At 70.6% G+C, this 17,805-nt stretch carries 19 protein-coding genes and 1 pseudogene; 7 read left to right on the top strand and 13 right to left on the bottom strand.

Going from position 1 to position 17,805, the window contains the following annotated elements:
- Nucleotides 1-6 precede the first annotated feature (6 nt).
- Nucleotides 7-1,215 (bottom strand): GDSL-type esterase/lipase family protein, encoded by a 1,209-nt coding sequence (locus ACIBK6_RS28110; RefSeq protein WP_399054163.1) that lies wholly within the window; start codon nucleotides 1,213-1,215, stop codon nucleotides 7-9.
- Nucleotides 1,212-1,781 (bottom strand): TetR/AcrR family transcriptional regulator, encoded by a 570-nt coding sequence (locus ACIBK6_RS28105; protein WP_399054205.1) that lies wholly within the window; start codon nucleotides 1,779-1,781, stop codon nucleotides 1,212-1,214. Before ACIBK6_RS28105 ends, ACIBK6_RS28110 begins: the two co-directional genes overlap by 4 nt.
- 77 nt (nucleotides 1,782-1,858) lie before the next feature.
- Here ACIBK6_RS28105 and ACIBK6_RS28100 point away from each other — a divergent pair, with 77 nt between their 5' ends.
- From ACIBK6_RS28100 to ACIBK6_RS28085, 4 genes are all read left to right on the top strand, one after another.
- Nucleotides 1,859-2,350, top strand: a complete 492-nt coding sequence (locus ACIBK6_RS28100) for an FBP domain-containing protein (RefSeq protein ID WP_399054204.1) — start codon at nucleotides 1,859-1,861, stop codon at nucleotides 2,348-2,350.
- A gap of 101 nt (nucleotides 2,351-2,451) precedes the next feature.
- On the top strand, nucleotides 2,452-3,831 hold the full coding sequence (locus tag ACIBK6_RS28095; RefSeq protein WP_399054162.1) for a sensor histidine kinase: 1,380 nt from the start codon (nucleotides 2,452-2,454) through the stop codon (nucleotides 3,829-3,831).
- Entirely contained in the window at nucleotides 3,828-4,493 is a 666-nt protein-coding gene (locus ACIBK6_RS28090; RefSeq protein WP_399054161.1) for a response regulator, read from the top strand. The genes ACIBK6_RS28095 and ACIBK6_RS28090 overlap by 4 nt, the downstream gene beginning before the upstream one ends.
- A gap of 181 nt (nucleotides 4,494-4,674) precedes the next feature.
- The gene (locus ACIBK6_RS28085; RefSeq protein WP_399054160.1) at nucleotides 4,675-5,931 is read left to right on the top strand and encodes a cytochrome P450; all 1,257 of its coding nucleotides are present in this window, start codon (nucleotides 4,675-4,677) and stop codon (nucleotides 5,929-5,931) included.
- Nucleotides 5,932-6,077: 146 nt separating this feature from the next.
- Here ACIBK6_RS28085 and ACIBK6_RS28080 read toward each other — a convergent pair whose 3' ends face one another.
- Entirely contained in the window at nucleotides 6,078-7,700 is a 1,623-nt protein-coding gene (locus ACIBK6_RS28080) for an ABC transporter permease (protein WP_399054159.1), read from the bottom strand.
- Nucleotides 7,697-8,623 carry an ATP-binding cassette domain-containing protein gene (locus ACIBK6_RS28075; RefSeq protein WP_399054157.1) on the bottom strand — a complete coding sequence of 309 codons (927 nt, stop codon included), beginning with the start codon at nucleotides 8,621-8,623 and terminating at the stop codon, nucleotides 7,697-7,699. The genes ACIBK6_RS28080 and ACIBK6_RS28075 overlap by 4 nt, the downstream gene beginning before the upstream one ends.
- A 110-nt stretch (nucleotides 8,624-8,733) precedes the next feature.
- Here ACIBK6_RS28075 and ACIBK6_RS28070 point away from each other — a divergent pair, with 110 nt between their 5' ends.
- Nucleotides 8,734-9,234 (top strand): GbsR/MarR family transcriptional regulator, encoded by a 501-nt coding sequence (locus tag ACIBK6_RS28070; RefSeq protein WP_399054203.1) that lies wholly within the window; start codon nucleotides 8,734-8,736, stop codon nucleotides 9,232-9,234.
- Between the two features lie 158 nt (nucleotides 9,235-9,392).
- Here the strand turns inward: ACIBK6_RS28070 and ACIBK6_RS28065 are convergent, their stop codons facing one another.
- Complete coding sequence (locus ACIBK6_RS28065; protein ID WP_399054156.1) at nucleotides 9,393-10,202, bottom strand: diacylglycerol kinase; 810 nt, start codon at nucleotides 10,200-10,202, stop codon at nucleotides 9,393-9,395.
- A 175-nt stretch (nucleotides 10,203-10,377) separates the two neighbouring features.
- On the opposite strand from ACIBK6_RS28065, the gene ACIBK6_RS28060 reads away from it, so the two are divergent.
- The gene (locus ACIBK6_RS28060; RefSeq protein WP_399054155.1) at nucleotides 10,378-11,661 is read left to right on the top strand and encodes an adenylosuccinate synthase; all 1,284 of its coding nucleotides are present in this window, start codon (nucleotides 10,378-10,380) and stop codon (nucleotides 11,659-11,661) included.
- A 57-nt stretch (nucleotides 11,662-11,718) separates the two neighbouring features.
- Here ACIBK6_RS28060 and ACIBK6_RS28055 read toward each other — a convergent pair whose 3' ends face one another.
- The 3 genes and pseudogenes from ACIBK6_RS28055 to ACIBK6_RS28045 form a co-directional block, all read right to left on the bottom strand.
- The gene (locus tag ACIBK6_RS28055; RefSeq protein ID WP_399054154.1) at nucleotides 11,719-11,865 is read right to left on the bottom strand and encodes a hypothetical protein; all 147 of its coding nucleotides are present in this window, start codon (nucleotides 11,863-11,865) and stop codon (nucleotides 11,719-11,721) included.
- A 104-nt stretch (nucleotides 11,866-11,969) separates the two neighbouring features.
- Nucleotides 11,970-12,179, bottom strand: a complete 210-nt coding sequence (locus ACIBK6_RS28050) for an acyl-CoA carboxylase subunit epsilon (protein WP_399054153.1) — start codon at nucleotides 12,177-12,179, stop codon at nucleotides 11,970-11,972.
- A pseudogene (locus ACIBK6_RS28045) lies at nucleotides 12,176-12,643 on the bottom strand (carboxyl transferase domain-containing protein); the annotation flags it as partial. The pseudogene ACIBK6_RS28045 and the gene ACIBK6_RS28050, both read right to left, overlap by 4 nt.
- A 41-nt stretch (nucleotides 12,644-12,684) precedes the next feature.
- Here ACIBK6_RS28045 and ACIBK6_RS28040 point away from each other — a divergent pair.
- A complete protein-coding gene (locus ACIBK6_RS28040; protein ID WP_399054152.1) occupies nucleotides 12,685-12,864 on the top strand; it encodes a hypothetical protein in 180 nt (59 codons plus the stop codon).
- Between the two features lie 76 nt (nucleotides 12,865-12,940).
- Here the strand turns inward: ACIBK6_RS28040 and ACIBK6_RS28035 are convergent, their stop codons facing one another.
- The 5 genes from ACIBK6_RS28035 to ACIBK6_RS28015 form a co-directional block, all read right to left on the bottom strand.
- Complete coding sequence (locus ACIBK6_RS28035; RefSeq protein WP_399054151.1) at nucleotides 12,941-13,807, bottom strand: immunity 49 family protein; 867 nt, start codon at nucleotides 13,805-13,807, stop codon at nucleotides 12,941-12,943.
- A 12-nt stretch (nucleotides 13,808-13,819) separates the two neighbouring features.
- Complete coding sequence (locus ACIBK6_RS28030) at nucleotides 13,820-16,501, bottom strand: hypothetical protein (protein WP_399054150.1); 2,682 nt, start codon at nucleotides 16,499-16,501, stop codon at nucleotides 13,820-13,822.
- On the bottom strand, nucleotides 16,498-16,929 hold the full coding sequence (locus tag ACIBK6_RS28025; protein ID WP_399054149.1) for a DUF6507 family protein: 432 nt from the start codon (nucleotides 16,927-16,929) through the stop codon (nucleotides 16,498-16,500). The genes ACIBK6_RS28030 and ACIBK6_RS28025 overlap by 4 nt, the downstream gene beginning before the upstream one ends.
- A 66-nt stretch (nucleotides 16,930-16,995) precedes the next feature.
- Entirely contained in the window at nucleotides 16,996-17,307 is a 312-nt protein-coding gene (locus ACIBK6_RS28020; RefSeq protein WP_399053764.1) for a pore-forming ESAT-6 family protein, read from the bottom strand.
- Nucleotides 17,308-17,328: 21 nt separating this feature from the next.
- Nucleotides 17,329-17,664 carry a hypothetical protein gene (locus ACIBK6_RS28015; protein WP_399054148.1) on the bottom strand — a complete coding sequence of 112 codons (336 nt, stop codon included), beginning with the start codon at nucleotides 17,662-17,664 and terminating at the stop codon, nucleotides 17,329-17,331.
- Between the last annotated feature and the right edge of the window lie 141 nt (nucleotides 17,665-17,805).

Raw genomic sequence — 17,805 nt, 5'->3', positions numbered from 1 at the left:
GCTTCCTCAGTCGGTCGCCGGCTCGCCCTTGTACGTACTGCCGTCCGCGAACGGCCCTTTCCTGAAGGCCAGTTCGGCGAAGCGCTCGCCCATGCGGAGGTGGGTCGCGGCGTCCGGGTGGAGGGCGTCGGGCAGGGGCAGCTCGGCGGCGTCCGCCTCGCCGTAGAGCGAACGGCCGTCCAGGTGGTGCAGGTTCGGGTCGTCCTCGGCGCGCTGCGCCACGATCCCGGCCAGCTCGTCCCGGATGACCCGCAGGGTCAGCTTCCCCGCCGCCCGTTCCGCCGGGTCGCCCGCGGCCCGGAACCGCAGCCGCCCGTCGGCGAGAGCGGTGAGGTCGGGGGCGCTGGGCCCCGGGGTGTCCTCGTGGATGGGGCACAGCAGGGGCGAGACCACGAGCAGCGGCGTGGTGGGGTGGCCCTCGCGGATGGTGTCCAGGAAGCCGTGCACCGCCGGTACGAACGCGCGCAGCCGCATCAGATCGGTGTTGACCAGATTGATGCCGATCTTGACGCTGATCAGGTCGGCCGGGGTGTCCCGCAGCGTACGCGCGGTGAACGGGTCGAGCAGTGCGCTGCCGCCGAAGCCCAGATTGATCAGTTCGACGCCGCCGAGGGAGGCGGCGTGCGCGGGCCAGGTGGTGGTGGGGCTCGCGGCGTCGGAGCCGTGGCTGATCGAACTGCCGTGGTGCAGCCACACCTTGCGGCCCCGGTCCGGTACGGGCTCGACGGGGGCGTCGGTGCGCAGCGCGACGAGTTGGGTGGTCTCGTTGTACGGCAGCCAGATCTCGACGTCCTTCGCCGTGCTGGGCAGGCCGCTGAAGCGGAGGGTGCCCACGGGGCCGTCCCGGTGCTCGACGGTCCCCGCGGCCATGTCGATGGTCAGGGTGCGGCCGCCGGGCACCCTGCCCTGCCCGGCCAGGCGTCCGTCGACCAGCAGGTCGTACACGCCGTCCGGCAGGGGCGGGGCGCCGGTGTAGACGCGCTTGGTGGGCAGCGCGTCCAGTTCGATCGCGGTGGCCCGGGTGCGGAAGGCGAGGCGTACGCCGGCGGGCTGGGACTCGGCCATGAGCAGTTGTGCGTCGGCGCCCTGGGCGCGGGCCCGTGCGGGCAGCCGGTGCGGCAGCACGCCGTGCCCGGTGTGCTCCAACTCTACGGCGCCGCGCAGGAGTTCGGCGGTTATGGGTGTCGTGATCCACATGTGGTCGGTTCCGTTCATGACGCGGGCCAGTTCCGCAGCAGGGCGTCCAGGGCGTCCAGCGTCCGCGTCCAGCTCTCCTGCGGGTCGGGGGCGCTGTGGCTGAAGCTTCCGGCGGTCTCCAGGTCGACGAAGCCGTGGAAGGCGCTGCCGAGCAGCCGCACCGCGTGCGTCTGGTCCGGCTCGGTCAGGGAGTAGCCGCGCAGGATGGCCCGCATCATGAGGGAGTGCCGGAAGGCGGCGCTGTCCGCCGCGGTGTCCGGGTCGAGCGGGAACCGCGTCGCGGCGTAGCGGCCGGGGTGTTCGCGGGCGTAGTCGCGGCAGGCGTTGGCGAAGCCGGCCAGCGCGTCCTTGCCGGCCCGCCCGGCGACGGCCTCGGCGGCCAGGTCGGCGAGTTCCTCCAGGGCCAGCAGGGCGATCCTGGTCTTGAGGTCCTGGGCGTTCTTGATGTGCGAGTACAGGCTCGCCACCTTGACGTCGAACCGCCGGGCGAGTGCCGACGGGGTCACCTGGTCGAAGCCGGTCTCGTCGGCGAGCTCCGCACCCGCCTGGACCAGGCGTTCGGTGGTCAGTCCTGCGCGCACCACGGTCATCACCATCCTTCCGTTCTCCTTCACTGATTATGCAGTTGCCTAAAAGCTTTAGGCAAATTAGCATGACGTTTATGAAGCCGCTGACCGAGCAAGAGATCCGTGCCGCGTTCGTGAACTGCACCAAGGGCGAGGCCAAGCGCCTGTCCGTACCGCGCGACCTGGCCGACCGTCCCTGGGAGGACCTGGACTATCTGGGCTGGCGAGATCCCCAGGCGCCCGACCGCGCCTACCTGGTGATCGAGCTGGACGGCCGCCCGAGGGCGCTCGCGCTGCGCTGCCCGAGCTCCGTCTCCGGGCAGCAGCGGCGCAGCATGTGCTCGATGTGCCTGACCACGCACGGCGGCAACGTCTCCCTGATGGTCGCGCCGAAGGCGGGCAAGCCCGGGAAGCAGGGCAACTCGGTGGGCGCCTACCTCTGCGACGACCTCGCCTGCTCGCTGTACGTGCGCGGCAAGAAGGACGCGGGCGCCGGCGGCCGGCTGCACGAGACGCTCACCGTGGCGGAGAAGATCGAGCGGACCGTGGCGAACGTCGCCGCGTTCGTCGCCAAGGTGACCGCCTGACGCGAGGCCCCCCTTTCCCCCGCGTAGTCCCTGAGGCGGACCCCAAAGGATCCGCTTCGCGCCGGACGCCGCCGGGCGGCCCGCCGCCTACCTTTGGCGGTGTGAATGAGACGACCAGGCCCCTCCATGGGAGCGGCGGCAAGGCGGGCGGCGCACAGCGCAGCCCGGAGTTCCGGCTGGCCATGGACGCGTACGGCGGGCTGCGCAAGGACCTGTTCCACGACGCGTTCGCCTATCGCCCGCTCCCGAAGATGCGCACCGACGGGCCGCTGACCCGCCGGCTCCCGGGCCGGATACGCGAGTACGCGGCCTGGACCCCGCACGCTGTGGTCTGCCTGCTCGCGTTCTGGGTGCTGATGTTCGGGTACGCGCGCGGCCCGCAGGACTTCGGAGGCGGCATCGCCTGGCTGTTCGGCGGGCTGATCCTGGCTGTGCCGATGGTCATGACGCTGGTGCGGCCGGTCGGGGCGTTCTGGCTGTCCTGCGCGGCGACGGTCGTCACCGGTGTGGTGGGGGACCACGGGAGCATGGGTCCCTGGTCGCCCCCCTCGTTCTCCATGCACCTCGCCGTCCTGACCGTGGTGGCGCTGCGCACCCGCCCCCGTGTGGCGGGCTGGATGTGGCTGGTCACCCTGGTGTTCGGCGTGGTGCTGGGCTCAGTCCGAGGCTACGCGGACTCCAGCAACACCGGGCAGATGGCGACCGTCTCCGGCATCCTGCTGCTCATCATCGCGATACGGCACATCCGGCGGGACGCGGAGCGGCAGGTCATCGCCGAGAAGTCGGTCACCGCGGTGGAGCGCGACAAGCGGACGGTCCTGGAGGAGCGCACCAACATCGCGCGCGAGCTGCACGATGTGGTGGCGCACCACATGTCGGTGGTCGCCATCCAGGCCGAGGCCGCGCCCTACCGGGTCGAGAACACACCGCCCGAGCTCGCCCAGGCCTTCGCCACCATCCGCGAGAACGCGGTGGCCGCGCTGACCGAACTGCGCCGGGTGCTCGGCGTCGTACGCGCCGAGGACTACGAGGCCCCGGACGCCCCCCAGCCGACCCTCGCCGACCTGGAGAGCCTGCTCGACAACGTCCGCGAGGCCGGGCTGCCCGTCGAGAAGATCGTCACCGGCGCGGTGCGCGAACTCCCGCAGGGCGTCGAGCTGTCGGCGTACCGGATCATCCAGGAGGCGCTCAGCAATACGCTGCGGCACGCGCCCGGCGCGGGGGCCCGGGTGGAGATCGGATACGTTCTGGGCGGGCTCGGCCTCCGGATCGTCAACGGCCCCGCGACCACCGAGGCGGGGCCCTCGCAGGGCTCCGGCCACGGGATCACGGGCATGGAGGAGCGGGTGGCGATGCTGGGCGGCGCGATGACGGCGGAGCCGTCGGCGGAGGGCGGGTACGAGGTGACCGTCTTCATCCCGGTCGCCGCGGCCGAGCCGGAGCCGACGGAGACGAGCCTGGAGAAGGGTGAGGGGGCGTGACGATCCGAGTTCTGATCGTCGACGACCAGGTGATGGTGCGCGAGGGCTTCTCCGTGCTGCTCGGCGCGCAGCCGGACATCGAGGTCGTCGGCGAGGCGGTCGACGGCCGCGAGGCGGTCGCCCAGGTGCAGGCGCTGCGGCCCGACGTGGTCCTGATGGACATCCGGATGCCGGGGATGAACGGCATCGAGGCGACGCGGGAGATCGTCGCGGCGGACGCCGCCTCCAAGGTGCTCGTCCTGACGACGTTCGACCTGGACGAGTACGTCTACCAGGCGCTGCGGGCAGGGGCGTCGGGGTTCCTGCTGAAGGACGCCTCCGCGCGTCAACTCGCCGAGGGGGTACGGGTGGTGGCGTCCGGCGAGGCGCTGCTCGCGCCGTCCGTGACGCGCCGGCTGATCACCGAGTTCGCGCGGGTGATGCCGGTGCAGCGGGCCGGGGCGTCGCCGACCGGGCAGGTCGAGGAGCTCACCGACCGCGAGACGGAGGTCCTGGTCCTGATCGCCCAGGGCCTCTCCAACCAGGAGATCGCGGACCGCCTTGTGGTGGCCGAGTCCACGATCAAGACGCACGTGAGCCGGGTGCTGGTGAAGCTGGGGCTGCGGGATCGTACGCAGGCGGCGGTGTACGCGTACGAGACCCGCCTGGTCACCCCGAGCTGAGCGCCCCCGGGCCCGCCCGGTGCGCCCGCTTGGCTGCGGGCCGCGCGTGGCTGGTCGCGCAGTTCCCCGCGCCCCTGAGGGGTTCCGCCCGCCGACCGCCGGGGGCAGCCGCACCCGGCATGGGCGGGCGGGTGGGTGAACCGCCTTGATCCCCCAGCCCCCACACCGCATGCTCAGCCACATGGATGCCAGCGCCGTCTTCCTGCCCGGCTCGGCCGGGTTCGTCGCCGACCCCTATCCCGCGTACGCGGAGCTCCGCGCAGCGGGCCGGGTGCATCACTACGCGCCCACCGGGCAGTGGCTCGTCCCGCACCACGCGGACGTGTCCGCCCTGCTGCGGGACCGAAGGCTCGGCCGGAGTTATCAACACCGGTTCAGCCACGAGGAGTTCGGCCGACCCGCGCCACCCGCCGCGCACGAGCCGTTCCACACCCTCAACGATCACGGCATGCTCGATCTGGAGCCCCCGGACCACACCCGCATCCGGCGGCTCGTCTCGCAGGCCTTCACCCCGCGCACCGTCGAGCGCCTCGCCCCGACCGTGCGCCGCCTCGCCGCCCGGCTCGTCGACGACTTCCGCGCGGCGGGCGGCGGCGACCTGATCGCCGCGGTCGCCGAGCCCCTGCCCGTCGCGGTCATCGCCGAGATGCTCGGCATCCCCGAGGCGGACCGCCCGCTGCTGCGCCCCTGGTCGGCCGCGATCTGCGGCATGTACGAGCTCAACCCGGACGAGGACACCGCCACCCGGGCCGTCACCGCATCCCTCGAATTCAGCGTGTACCTACGGGAGTTGATCGCAGAGCGGCGCAAAGACCCCGGCGAAGATCTCATCTCCGCGCTCATCGCCGCGTACGAGGACGGCAGCGGTGCCAGTGGCGACCGGCTCGACCAGCGCGATCGGCTCGACCGGCTCTCCGAGCAGGAGATGGTCTCGACCTGCGTGCTGCTGCTCAACGCCGGTCACGAGGCCACCGTGAACACCACCGCGAACGGCTGGTGGGCGCTGCTCCGAAACCCCGCGCAGCTCGCCGCACTCCGAGCCGCGCCGGACGCCCTGCTCCCCACCGCCATCGAGGAGTTGATGCGGTACGACACCCCGCTTCAGCTCTTCGAACGCTGGGTCCTCGAAGACATCGAGTTCGCCGGGCGGGCCCTCCCGCGCGGCAGCGAGGTCGCCCTGCTCTTCGGCTCGGCCAACCGCGACCCGGCGAGGTTCGCCGACCCGGACACCCTGGATCTGACCCGCGCGGACAACCCGCACATCTCCTTCGGCGCGGGCATCCACTACTGCCTCGGCGCCCCGCTGGCCCGCGTCGAACTCCAGGCGTCCTTCGGGGAGTTGATCAGAAAGGCGCCCCGGCTGCGGCTGGCCGCCGAGCCGGAGCGCAGGCCCGGATTCGTCATCCGGGGTCTCAAGGAGCTCCGGGTCACGTGCTGAGAGCCTGTGTTTAAACCCCGTCCGGATCAGGCCGCGGCGTCTGGTGCGTGCGATCGCAAGGCGCCGGAGCGTCCTCGATGGGGGTCCCCCCTGGTCCTTAAGACCTTGGGGGAGTGCGTGCCAGGCGTCGCGGACCCGGGCGGGGTTTACACACAGGCTCTGAGGTCCCGGCGGCGGAAGGCGGCGAGCCCCGCCGTCACCAGCGCCGCCGCGATCACCGTCAGGACCAGCACCGGAGTCCACGCCATGTCCGTGCCCGGCAGTTTCGGCAGGTGGCCGAAGGGCGAGAGGCCGAGCACCGCCGAGGGGAGGTTGAGCGCGGGGCCGATCCAGCCGAGCGCCAGACACAGGCCGACCACCCCGAGCGCCGCCTGCGCGGCCTTCGGGAACGCTCCGTACAGCAGCACCGCGAGCCCCGCCAGCGTCCAGATCGCGGGCAGTTGGACCAGCGCCGCGCCGAGGACCGCACCCGGCTCCCGGCCGTAGCCGGCCGCCAGGCCGAGCCCGCCGACCACCATGATCAGGGCCGCTCCGCCGAACGCGATCACCAGGTGCCCGGCCGCCCAGCGAAGGCGGCCCACCGCGTTCGCGAGGACCGGTTCGGCCCGCTGTCCGGTCTCCTCGCCGTGCAGCCGCAGTACGGAAGAGGTGGCGTACAGTGCCGCGACCATGCCCAGCAGGCCGACCATCGTGGCGAGGAAGGCGTCCGTCAGACCGGACTGGCCGCCCATCCGCTGGATGATCTCCCTGGTCCGCGCGTTGTTGCCGACCAGATCGGCCGCGCCGTTGGTCATCGAGCCGAACAGCAGCCCGGCCAGGGCGAATCCGATGCTCCAGCCGATCACGCCGCCCCGCTGGAGCCGCCACGCGAGCCCGTACGCCGTCGTGATCCGGCCCTCGGCGGGACCGGGCCGCGTCGGCACGAAGCTCATCCCGATGTCGCGCCGCCCGGCCAGGACGTACGCCGCCGCGCCCTGTGCGAGGACCGCCGCGGCGATCAGGAGCAGCGTCCACCACCGCTCGCCCGCGTACGCCCGTACGTTCTCGGCCCAGCCGAGCGGGGAGAGCCAGTCGAGCACCGAGGAGCCGTCGGCCCTCGCGGTGTCGCCCGCCGCCTTCAGCAGGAAGGCCGCGCCGAGCACCGCACCCGTGAGCCCCTTGGCGAGCCGCGCGCTCTCCGTCAGCTGCGCCGTGATCGCCGCCATGCCCGCGAAGAGCATGCCGATCGCCCCGGTCGTCAGCCCGAGCGCGGCCGAACCAGCAGTGTTTCCGGTCGACTTGGCGAGCCCGGCCGTGATGATGAGGGCGACGCCCGCGTTGGCGGTGAACGCGGCGAGCAGCGCCGCCGTCAGCGGTGCCCGCCGCCCCACCATCGCCGAGGACAGCAGTTCCTGACGCCCGGTCTCCTCTTCCTCCCTGGTGTGCCGTACGACGATGAGCAGGCTCATCACCGCCGCGAGCACATACCCGAAGCTGCCGAACCGCCAGGCGGTGAGCCCGCCGGGCGAGTCCCCGAAGACCGGCCCGTACAGCGCCCGCAGCGAGCTGTTGCCGCTCATCGAACGCGCGAGGTCGGCGCGCTGGGCGGCCGTCGTGTACACCTTCTCCAGCGTGCTCGCGCCGCTGGCGATCATCCCGCCGAGCGCGACCGACCATACCGGGATCAGCACCCGGTCCCGGCGCAGCGCCAGCCTCAACAGGGCGCCGGTGCCTGCCAGTTCACCGCTGGAACGGCCGCGTACGGGCATGGCCGCGGTTGCCGCACTCATCGCGCACCCGTCCCTTCCGCCGCGCCGGTGTAGTGGCGCAGGAACAGCTCCTCCAGGGTGGGCGGGGTGGAGATGAGGGAGCGTACGCCCGACTCGGTGAGCGAGCGGAGCACCGCGTCCAGCTTGTCGGTGTCGACCTGGAGCTTGACCCGCCGGCCCTGGCTGCCTTCGATCTCGTGAATGGCCAGATCGTGCACGCCGGGCAGATGGGCCAACCCGTTGGGTGTGCCCGCGAGTTCGGCGGTGACGGACGTACGGGTGAGGTGGCGCAGCTCGGCGAGCGAGCCGGTCTCCACGGTCTGTCCCCGGCGGATGATGCTCACCCGGTCGCAGAGGCTCTCCACCTCGCTGAGGATGTGCGAGGACAGCAGCACGGTCCGGCCCCGGTCGCGCTCTTCCTCCACGCAGCCCTGGAAGACCTCCTCCATCAGCGGGTCGAGCCCGGAGGTCGGCTCGTCCAGGATCAGTACGTCCGCGTCCGAGGCGAACGCGGCGACCAGGGCGACCTTCTGCCGGTTGCCCTTGGAGTAGGTGCGCCCCTTCTTGGTGGGGTCGAGCTCGAACCGCTCGATCAGGTCGGCCCGCCGGGACGTGTCGAGAGTGCCGCCCCTCAACCTGCCGTACAGGTCGATGACTTCGCCGCCGGAGAGGTTGCGCCACAGCGTCACGTCACCCGGTACGTACGCCACCTGCCGGTGCAGTTCGACCGCGTCGGACCACGGGTCGCGGCCGAGCAGCCGGGCGGCGCCCGAGTCGGCGCGCAGCAGGCCGAGCAGCACCCGGATGGTGGTGGACTTCCCGGCGCCGTTGGGGCCGAGGAAGCCGTGTACCTCGCCGGTCTCGACGGCGAGGTCGAGGCCGTCCAGCGCGTGCGTGCGCCCGAACGACTTGTGCAGTCCGGCGACCGTGATTGCCTTCGTCATGCTTCTGAACGTACAGTAGTTTCATGAAGTTGTGAAGTTAAGGAAGCGTGTAAAGTCTGGGGTCGATCAGGGTGAACAGCGAGCGGGAGGTGCGGGACGTGCGGGAGGGCATGCCGGTGGAGCGCGACGAGGACGCGGTGGGCCGGTTCGTCGAACGGTTCGCCTCCGAGCTGACCGAGGCGGGCATGCAGCGGATGGCGGCCCGGGTCTTCGCGGCGCTGCTCGTCTCCGAGTCCGGCTCCATGACCTCGGCGGAACTGGCCTCGGCCCTGCGGATCAGCCCGGCGGCGGTCTCGGGCGCGATCCGCTACCTCACGCAGGTCAACATGGTCGGCCGGGAGCGCGAGCCCGGTTCGCGGCGGGACCGGTACGTCCTGCACAACGAGCTCTGGTACGAGACCTTCACCAACCGCGACCGGATCCTGACGCGGTGGGAGCAGGTCATGCGGGACGGGGTCGCGAGCGCGGGCGGGCCGGACACGGCGGCGGGGGCGCGGATGGCGGAGACGGCGGCGTTCTTCGCCTTCCTGCACGGCGAGCTGTCCCAGCTGATGGACCGCTGGCGCACCCACCGCACCACGCTGGACCTCCCGCCGATCCCGCCGAGGTAGGCCCTGGGGGCGCCGCCCCCTGGACCCCCGCTACTTCGCCCGCGGACCGGGTCTGGGGGCGCTGCCCCCAGACCCCCGCTCCTCAAACTCCCCCAAGGGCTGAAGGGCCAGGGGGGACCCCCATGAGGGGCTTGAATTGTCGGCCAGCGCCTGACAGGTCACCCCGGTAGGACCAGCCCCCACGCCCCCGCCAGCGCCGTCCACGTACGCGTGCGTACCGGGCCCGCGACCACCTGATCCGCCCGGTACCGGAACCCCCCCGTGGAGACCGCGCCGGACACCGTCACCACCCTCGCCGCCGCCCGCGCTCGCTCCCCGGCGCGCCCGTGCACCACCACCTGCGCGAGCCCGTCCGCCGAGGCCAGTGACACCCCGGCCACCGGGCGGTCCACGTCCGTCAGGAGGACGCCGTCCGCCTCCACCCGCAAGCGGTGCGCCATCGCGGCCGCCACTGGTGCGGGCGCCCGCACCAGAGTGCGGACGAGCGAGCGGCAGGTGCCCCACACCGACGGCGGTGCGGCTGGCGCGGGGCGGGTCAGGGCGGGGATCCGCAGCGCGCCGAGGACGACCCCGTCGCTGTCGTCGACCAGCAGGTCGAGGCGGCGCTCCGTGCCCTCCAGGACCGCCCGCGCCGCCGCCACCGCGCCCATCGGCACGCCCAGCGAGCGGGCCAGGTCCAGCGAGGCCGCCGGACCCACCGGCACCAGCGCGAGCGAGCCCTCGGCCAGCTCACGCTCCTTGTGCAGCAGGGTCACGGTGCGTAGCAGCGCCTGGTCGTCTCCGACCACCACCGTGCGCCGCCCGCCCCGCCGGGCCAGCGCCCGGGCAAATTCCTCCGGGTCCTGTGGCCAGCAAATCTTCGCCTGTGCTCCCGCACACAGCACATCCTTCGCGATCCGTACGGACTCGCCGTCAATACGGCGGGCGACCGGGTCGATGAGCACGACGAGCTGGTGCGCAGCCGACACCTCGGTCCTTCCTCGGGTAGCATCTTTGTGCAAGAGCCCCTTGCGCTATTGCGCCAGGGGCTTCGTCTATTCCGGGGCAGCTTTCTACGGTTCAGGCCCATGGTGTACGCGTCCACGTATGGAACGCGTATGCCCCTGACCTTGGACATGCCCCGCCCGGAAGGGGTGTACGCCTGTGCCCGCACTTGTGCTGCTCGGTGCTCAGTGGGGTGACGAGGGCAAGGGAAAGGCCACCGACCTCCTCGGTGGATCCGTTGACTATGTGGTGCGTTACCAGGGCGGCAACAATGCCGGCCACACGGTCGTCGTAGGCGACCAGAAGTACGCGCTGCATCTTCTCCCTTCCGGGATCCTCTCGCCGGGGTGCACCCCGGTGATCGGTAACGGAGTCGTCGTCGACCCGGCGGTCCTGCTCTCCGAGCTGAGCGGGCTGAACGAGCGCGGCGTGGACACGTCCAAGCTCCTGATCAGCGGCAACGCCCACCTGATCACGCCGTACAACGTCACGCTCGACAAGGTCTCCGAGCGCTTCCTCGGCAAGCGGAAGATCGGTACCACCGGTCGCGGCATCGGCCCGACCTACGCCGACAAGATCAACCGCGTCGGTATCCGCGTCCAGGACCTCTACGACGAGTCGATCCTGGAGCAGAAGGTCGAGGCGGCGCTTGAAGGCAAGAACCAGCTGCTCGCCAAGATCTACAACCGCCGCGCGATCGACGCGGGCAAGATCGTCGAGGAGATGCTCCAGTACGCGGAGCAGATCAAGCCGTACGTCGCCGACACCACGCTGATCCTCAACAAGGCGCTGGACGACGACAAGGTCGTGCTCTTCGAGGGCGGCCAGGGCACCCTGCTTGACGTCGACCACGGCACGTACCCCTTCGTCACCTCCTCGAACCCGACCGCGGGCGGCGCCTGCACGGGTGCGGGCGTGGGCCCGACGAAGATCAGCCGCGTCATCGGCATCCTCAAGGCGTACACGACCCGGGTCGGCGCGGGCCCGTTCCCGACCGAGCTGTTCGACGAGGACGGCGAGGCGCTGCGCCGCATCGGCGGCGAGCGGGGCGTCACCACCGGCCGCGACCGCCGCTGCGGCTGGTTCGACGCGCCGATCGCCCGGTACGCGACGCGGGTGAACGGCCTGACCGACTTCTTCCTCACCAAGCTGGACGTGCTGACCGGCTGGGAGGAGATCCCGGTGTGTGTCGCGTACGAGATCGACGGCAAGCGCGTCGAGGAGCTCCCGTACTCGCAGACCGACTTCCACCACGCGAAGCCGATCTACGAGAAGCTGCCCGGCTGGTCCGAGGACATCACCAAGGCGAAGTCTTTCTCCGACCTGCCGAAGAACGCGCAGGCGTACGTGAAGGCCCTTGAGGAGATGTCGGGCGCCCCGATCTCCGCCATCGGCGTCGGCCCCGGCCGCACCGAGACGATCGAGATCAACTCCTTCATCTAGAGCGGGCAGTTCTACTGAGCGGGGCTCCCGGCGGCACGTTGCCGCCGGGAGCCCCGCTCAGTCGACTCCGGGCAGTATGTGCGGCTCCGTGAGGTCCTCCTCGTATCCGGCGAGCCGGATCGGCGCGCATCTCGCCCAGGTGTCGAGACTGCTCAACTCCTGTTCCCCCGCGGCCTGTTCGCGGACGGTTGGGTCCGGTGCCATCGGCTGACTCCTTCCGTCCCTGATGTTCCGGGAACGCTAGCGGCCGCCGCAGGGCCCCGGGCGGCGGCTGCCACGGAAGTGGGAGCGCCCTGGTACCGAAGGTGTCAGCGGTGCCAGGATCCGGCGCCCGGGTGCTGGGCCCGGCGCGGGCGGCGCCAGCCCGGTCGGGGCGGCGGGGCGGCCGGGCCCGGCATCGCGGCCGGGCTCCGGGCGATGCCGAGCAGCACCGCGGTGAGGGCGGCCAGTTCCTGCGGATCGGGGGCGCCGCGTACGACGTGGAAGGCGGCGGCGGGGCGGCTCTCGGGGTCCGTCATACCGGCGGGTTCCCGTGCTTGCGGGCCGGCAGGCCGGCGTGTTTCGTGCGGAGCATGGCCAGCGCGCGGATGAGCACCGAGCGGGTGTCGCGCGGGTCGATGACCTCGTCCACCAGGCCGCGCTCGGCGGCGTAATAGGGGTGCATCAGCTCGGTCTCGTACTCCTTGATGCGCTGGGCGCGGGCCGCGTCCGGGTCGTCGGCCGCGGCTATCTCGCGGCGGAAGATGACGCCCGCCGCGCCCTCGGCGCCCATCACGGCGATCTCGTTGGACGGCCAGGCAAGCGACAGATCGGCGCCGATGGAGCGCGAGTCCATGACGATGTACGCGCCGCCGTAGGCCTTGCGCACGATCAGCTGGATGCGGGGCACGGTCGCGTTGCAGTACGCGTAGAGCAGCTTGGCGCCGTGCCGGATGATCCCCTCGTGCTCCTGGCCGGACAGCAGATGGCGTACGTCCGCCAGGCAGCTCTCCTCGTCGTCGTAGGCGGCGCTCGCCACCGGTCGTGGCCGACCTCCTGGTCACCGCCGTGGAACGGCTCTTCCGCACGGGTGGCCTGCATGCCCGCGACGGCGGGGGCACGGTGCAGCGCTGCTGGCGCGACGTCCACACGGTCGCGGCGCACGCGGTGCTCCAGTTCGAGGGAGCGGCCGCGCAGTACGCGGAGGCGGCGCTGGCCCGGTAGGGCGTCGGATCCGGGCGGAGCCGTTCCAGGAACTGATCAGCACGGTGGTGTGGCCCCGGCAGCGCCGGGGCTCACCTCACGCCTCGTACTCACCCACCCAGGACCGCTTCAGGAGGTGCTTGGGGAGGTACTCCGACTCGACCTCGACCGGGAAGTCGTTGTCGAGAGCCATGCAGGCCATGGCGAGTGGACCGAGAGCGACCAGGCCGTCTCCGCTGAGGGACCGTGCCTCGTCGGCGGTCCAGTACTGCTTGTGCCAGTCGAGGGCCTCGGCCAGCGCCTCGTTGAACTCGGCCGCGTCTCGCTTCACGTAGCGGTAGAAGAGGTTGATGGGCGGATAGAAGAGCTTGAGCGTCGTCTCCGTGTCGCCGACGCTCAGCACCTGGGGGTCGGTGCCGTGGAACGCGGCCTGCAGCTTCTCGCCCAGGTCGTCCCGGCCGTGGAACAGGCTCTGGAAGGTCTCCACCCAGGAGTACATGTACTCGTCGAAGACCGCGCCGGACTCGCGGAGCAGCGAGACGGGCACGTTCATCAGCCGTTCCAGACGCTCGTTGTCGCGGCAGATCACCGCGAGGTAGACCGTCGTGACCCAGGCTCCGGCGTGCGTGTAGGACGTCGGCCCGGTCGCCGGGAGGTTCACCACCTCGCCCTTGCTCCCGACCCGGCACGGTACGGGCCCCTCGCTCGCGACAGCCGCGTCGAACAGCCCGCACCCGACCTGGAGCGCGGTGACCCACGCCTCCCATGTCTCGAACTGCCCCGCCACGGGGTCGATCGCACAAGACGCGTAGGCCACGGTCAGAGCGCTGTCCAGGGCCCGGGACCGGGACATCTCCGACCCTTCGAGTCGCGAGAGCACCCGACCGGTGCTCTCCAGGAGCCCCGGCATGTCCTCCTTGGTCTGCGCGACGGGAAAGTCATGGCGGGGAACGCTCGTGACCACTGAAGCTCTCCTTTAAATCTTGAAGTATTCCATTACGGCACCAGCGTAGGAGCCCGTGTTGTCGGTCGCCTTCACCAGTACGTAATCGATCTTGTTGTCCTCCAGCGCTTGGAAGAGGTCGTCCGCGAGAGTCCTGTCCTTGCCGCCGCGCTTCCACATCTCGGTGAGGATGGTGTGGACGTATTCCTTGGTCCCTTGCTTGACCATCATGTTCGCGGCCGTGCCCGACCCCTTGCGCCAGCCGAGATCCCCGGACGGCGCCTTCGCCTCGACTATGAGGTACTTCCCGTTGTCGTCCAGCTTGTAGAGCTGGTCGAACATGTTGGCACCGTTGGGCGTCTTGGGAAGCTCGATCCAGTCGGCGGTCGGGAATTCCTTGGGAACCACGTGCAGTTCGGCCGCGAGTTCGCCGAGCTTCTCGGAGAGTTTGCTGTTGTTCGGCGTCCCGAGGAGATGCTTGTCGAAAGCGGCCTGCGCCGCATCAAGGGCCTTCTGGGTTTTGGGACTTGGGGCATCATCGAATGCCTTTTGCGCGTTGGTGAGGTCGACACCGAGTTTGCGGTTCTTCGCCGCCTCGTCCAGGTTCGGCAGGTGCTGCGGCTTGACCGAGTCCAGGTTCAGCGTCGTCTTGCCGAACCTGGTCTCGGACGGGCCGTGCGGCATGTCGTGCCTGGGCACCCAGCTGTGGTCCGGCATCTCCACGAGCTGGGGGAGCTCTACGCCGTCCACCAGCGTTTCGACGCTCTTGCGGTGGCCGAGCGAGTTGTAGTACTTCTCGCGCCAGGCCGGGTCCTCGTTCGCCTTACGGACGTGCTCGTCCATGAGCTGCTTGCGCTCCGCGGCGGTCAGCTGCCGCGGTTCGTGGCCGTTCTGGTGGCCCCCCGACCGTGCGGCATCGTCGCCCGCACCGCCGTGCCCGCCGGTACCGGACCCGCCGCCGCTGGGCTGGTGGCCGCCGTGACCCGGGGTGCTCCCGTGGTCGGGGGTGCCGCCGTGACCCGGGGTGCTTCCGTGGCCCGCGTCGGCCGCGTGCCCCGCCGTGTCGCCCGCCGAGGGTCCCGAGCCGCCGCGGTTTCCGCCCGTCGCGCCCCGGTCGAGTTCGTTGGTCGCGCCGCGGCCGAGGTCGTGGGCGGTGCCGCCGGGGGTGCGGCCGAGGTCGCCGGACGTACCGCCCGGAGTGCGGCCCAGGTCGTGGGACATGCCGTCGGGCACGCGGGCGCCCGGGGTGGCCGGGTGGTCGCCGATGCTGCCTGCCCGGTCTCCCGCGCCGACCAGTACCGGCTGCTTGGCTTCGAGGGGGGCGGTTTCGTTGGTGTGCGGGAGGGCGCCGTCCAGCTTCGCGCGGTCGGCGGCCGACAGCTCGCCGGCGGCCGGGGCATGGGTGCGGTCCGGCTTGATGACGGAGCCGTCGTCCGCGTAGAGGCGCGTTCCGTCGGGCCACTCCACGTAAGTGCCCTTGGGGACTTTGACGTCGCCGGTGCCGAATTTGACGTTGTCGCCGAGCTTGATGCCGTCGCCGAACTTGATGTCGGTGGTGTGTCCGAGGCCGGAGAGGGCGTCTTTGGAGGCGCCGAATGTGACGTTCTTGAGGCCGCCGAGCAGGTCGCCGACTTTGACGATGCCGAATTTGCCGGCTTTGGCGACGTAGGTCATGGGGTCGACGACCTTGGCGACCTTGCCGGTGACGGAGAGGACCTTGGCGACGGCGCCGGTCTTGGCGGCGGTGCCGGAGCCGCCGGTGAAGACGGTGGTCAGGACGTTGAAGGTGACGGAGCCTGCCGCGCGGGCGGGGTTCTTGCCCCATTCGTCCCAGGCGACGAGTGCTTTGCCGGTCTCCTTCACCGCGGTACGGGAGTCGCGGAGCCAGCTGGGCAGGTCCTTGTCGGGTGCGGCCCAGTAGAGGGAGGCGAAGGGGGTGGAGGAGATGGCGAGGCCGGTGGCGAGTTTGGCCAGGCCCGTCCAGGCCTGTCCGGCCTTGTCCCATCCGTCGACGCCGACGAGGGTGCCCAGGCCCTTCACGGTGCCCCAGATCCCGTCGACGATGAACCCGTCCCACACGAAGCTCTTGACCTGGTGCCACACCCAGGCGATACCGGTGTATTCGCGTTCGGCGTGGCCGCCCCAGGGGGTTTCCTCGGCGTGTTTGAGGGCGTCCTCGGAGTACCCGTACATGCCGTCCTTGTGGCTGCCGTCGTCCACGGTCAGCTTGCTGCCCCCGACCAGCGCGGTGATCTTGTCGTGGCAGGTGCGCTCGGCGGCGGTGAACGCGGCGACGGCGGCGGCGACATCGCTCATCATCCGCTCGTTGTGATCGACCTTCTTCTGGTCCCGCCGCCAGTGGTCGTCCCCCGCGATGCTGTCGGTGAACGTGAACGCCTCGGTCCGCAGACTCTTCAGCTTCTCCACGATCGGCCGGACTTCACCCTCGTACGCGGTGAGCGCGGCAGCCGCCTTCTCCAGGTCGCCGGCGAACGAGTCGGCCTTCGTCTTGACGGGGAGGGTGGTGGCGAACAGCTGGTCGGCCTCAGGGGCGTGATAGCAGGTGGACAGCCCCTGGAACTCCGTATGGACATTGGATCCACCATCGCGGAAGTCACCGGCCTGCTTGGTCAGCGCGGCCGCGTCCAGGGTGAGCTGCTCCAGGTTCCCGGTGAAGAACGGGATACCGCCGGGCTCGATGACGTCCTTGCTCACTTGGCCGCTCCCGACGGATCGGCGGGCTTGTTCTCGACGGGTTTGCCGTCCGGCCCGATCTCCTGGCCCTTGTCGTTGATGACGGGCTCCTTCACCGCCTGCGACTGCTTGTTCGCCGCCATCGCCAGATCACCGTGCACATACGCCGTCGTCGCATCGAACGCACCCTGCAACGAATGCTCCGTGCGTACGGCGATATAGCCCAGGTCCTGCGCCTTGTGCTGCATGAACTCACCCAGCGCACCGCCGACCGGGCCGGTCGGCGGTTCCACCCCGCAGTACGGGCCGGAGATGGTGCCCGCCGAGGACGCCGCCGACTTCAGGCTCTCCTGCATCGCCGTCCCGGCCTTCGACATGCCCTCGGCCGCCGTACCGGTCTTCTGCAGCACACCCGACACCCCGGCCGGCGAAATATCCCAACTACTCACCGCACACCACCCCCGTGACCCAACAACCAACAAGCAACCGCACAACTACCGTACGAACCAGGCCACTCAGCCGATGGCGTCGACGGCCGACTTCGCCTTGGACAGCGTGGACTGCGCCGTCCCGTCATTCAGTTCCAGGGTGCCGCGTACGAGCCGGATGATGTCGCGGACTTCGCCTGCGGCCTTGTTCCAGCGGAGCTCTTTGCCGTGGTACTCATCCGAGACGCCGTCGGCGGTGAACTCGGCCATGGCGGCCTTGACGGCGCGGTCGCGTTCGCCCAGGACGCGCTCCAGATGCCCGATGATCCCGGCGAGCCCGCCCTGGACCTCGGTGGAGGCGCCGGTGTCGTAACTGCGCCGGTCCTGATTCTGACCCATGATGATCCGTCCCCCGTGTGGTTAGTGGCGTGCGCCGAAGCGGGCGGCGTCGAAGTTCGCCGACGACATGTTCTGGTGCGCGTTGGACTCCTGCTCGTGGTCACCGGACCCGAACGCGGAGTCCATCCCGGACTGACCACCCAGAATGTCCTGCAACGACCCGTTCAGATCGTTGGTGATCTCATCGGCATGCGCCTTGAACGTGTCGAACGCGGCCTTCCCGGCCCCGTTGAACTTCCCCTCCAGCGGATCCGCCGCAGCGATCAACTGCCGGATCAACGCCCCGAGATCACCACTCGACCCCTCGGTGCTCTTCCCCAGATCGGACAGAGTCGTGGACCCCATGTCGAACTTCACGCACACACCCCCGTAACAGTCACCGGTGTTCCGATTCGCCACGCGTGCCTCGCATAGCGATTTACATGTCTATCGAACGCGCGTTTCAGGCGCAATGTCGTTGTGTCGCAGTTTGGTCCCAGCCCCCACCCCGCCCCTCCC

Source organism: Streptomyces sp. NPDC050485 (genome assembly GCF_044458185.1).
GTDB lineage: Bacteria > Actinomycetota > Actinomycetes > Streptomycetales > Streptomycetaceae > Streptomyces.
This window is presented reverse-complemented; position numbering and strand designations above follow the sequence as displayed.

Coding starts and splice junctions, on each gene's coding strand:
- ACIBK6_RS28110 (WP_399054163.1), bottom strand. CDS start 1,215: ATGAACGGAACCGACCACATGTGGATCACGACACCCATAACCGCCGAA.
- ACIBK6_RS28100 (WP_399054204.1), top strand. CDS start 1,859: ATGAAGCCGCTGACCGAGCAAGAGATCCGTGCCGCGTTCGTGAACTGC.
- ACIBK6_RS28085 (WP_399054160.1), top strand. CDS start 4,675: ATGGATGCCAGCGCCGTCTTCCTGCCCGGCTCGGCCGGGTTCGTCGCC.
- ACIBK6_RS28080 (WP_399054159.1), bottom strand. CDS start 7,700: ATGAGTGCGGCAACCGCGGCCATGCCCGTACGCGGCCGTTCCAGCGGT.
- ACIBK6_RS28075 (WP_399054157.1), bottom strand. CDS start 8,623: ATGACGAAGGCAATCACGGTCGCCGGACTGCACAAGTCGTTCGGGCGC.
- ACIBK6_RS28070 (WP_399054203.1), top strand. CDS start 8,734: ATGCCGGTGGAGCGCGACGAGGACGCGGTGGGCCGGTTCGTCGAACGG.
- ACIBK6_RS28055 (WP_399054154.1), bottom strand. CDS start 11,865: ATGGCACCGGACCCAACCGTCCGCGAACAGGCCGCGGGGGAACAGGAG.
- ACIBK6_RS28050 (WP_399054153.1), bottom strand. CDS start 12,179: ATGACGGACCCCGAGAGCCGCCCCGCCGCCGCCTTCCACGTCGTACGC.
- ACIBK6_RS28020 (WP_399053764.1), bottom strand. CDS start 17,307: ATGGGTCAGAATCAGGACCGGCGCAGTTACGACACCGGCGCCTCCACC.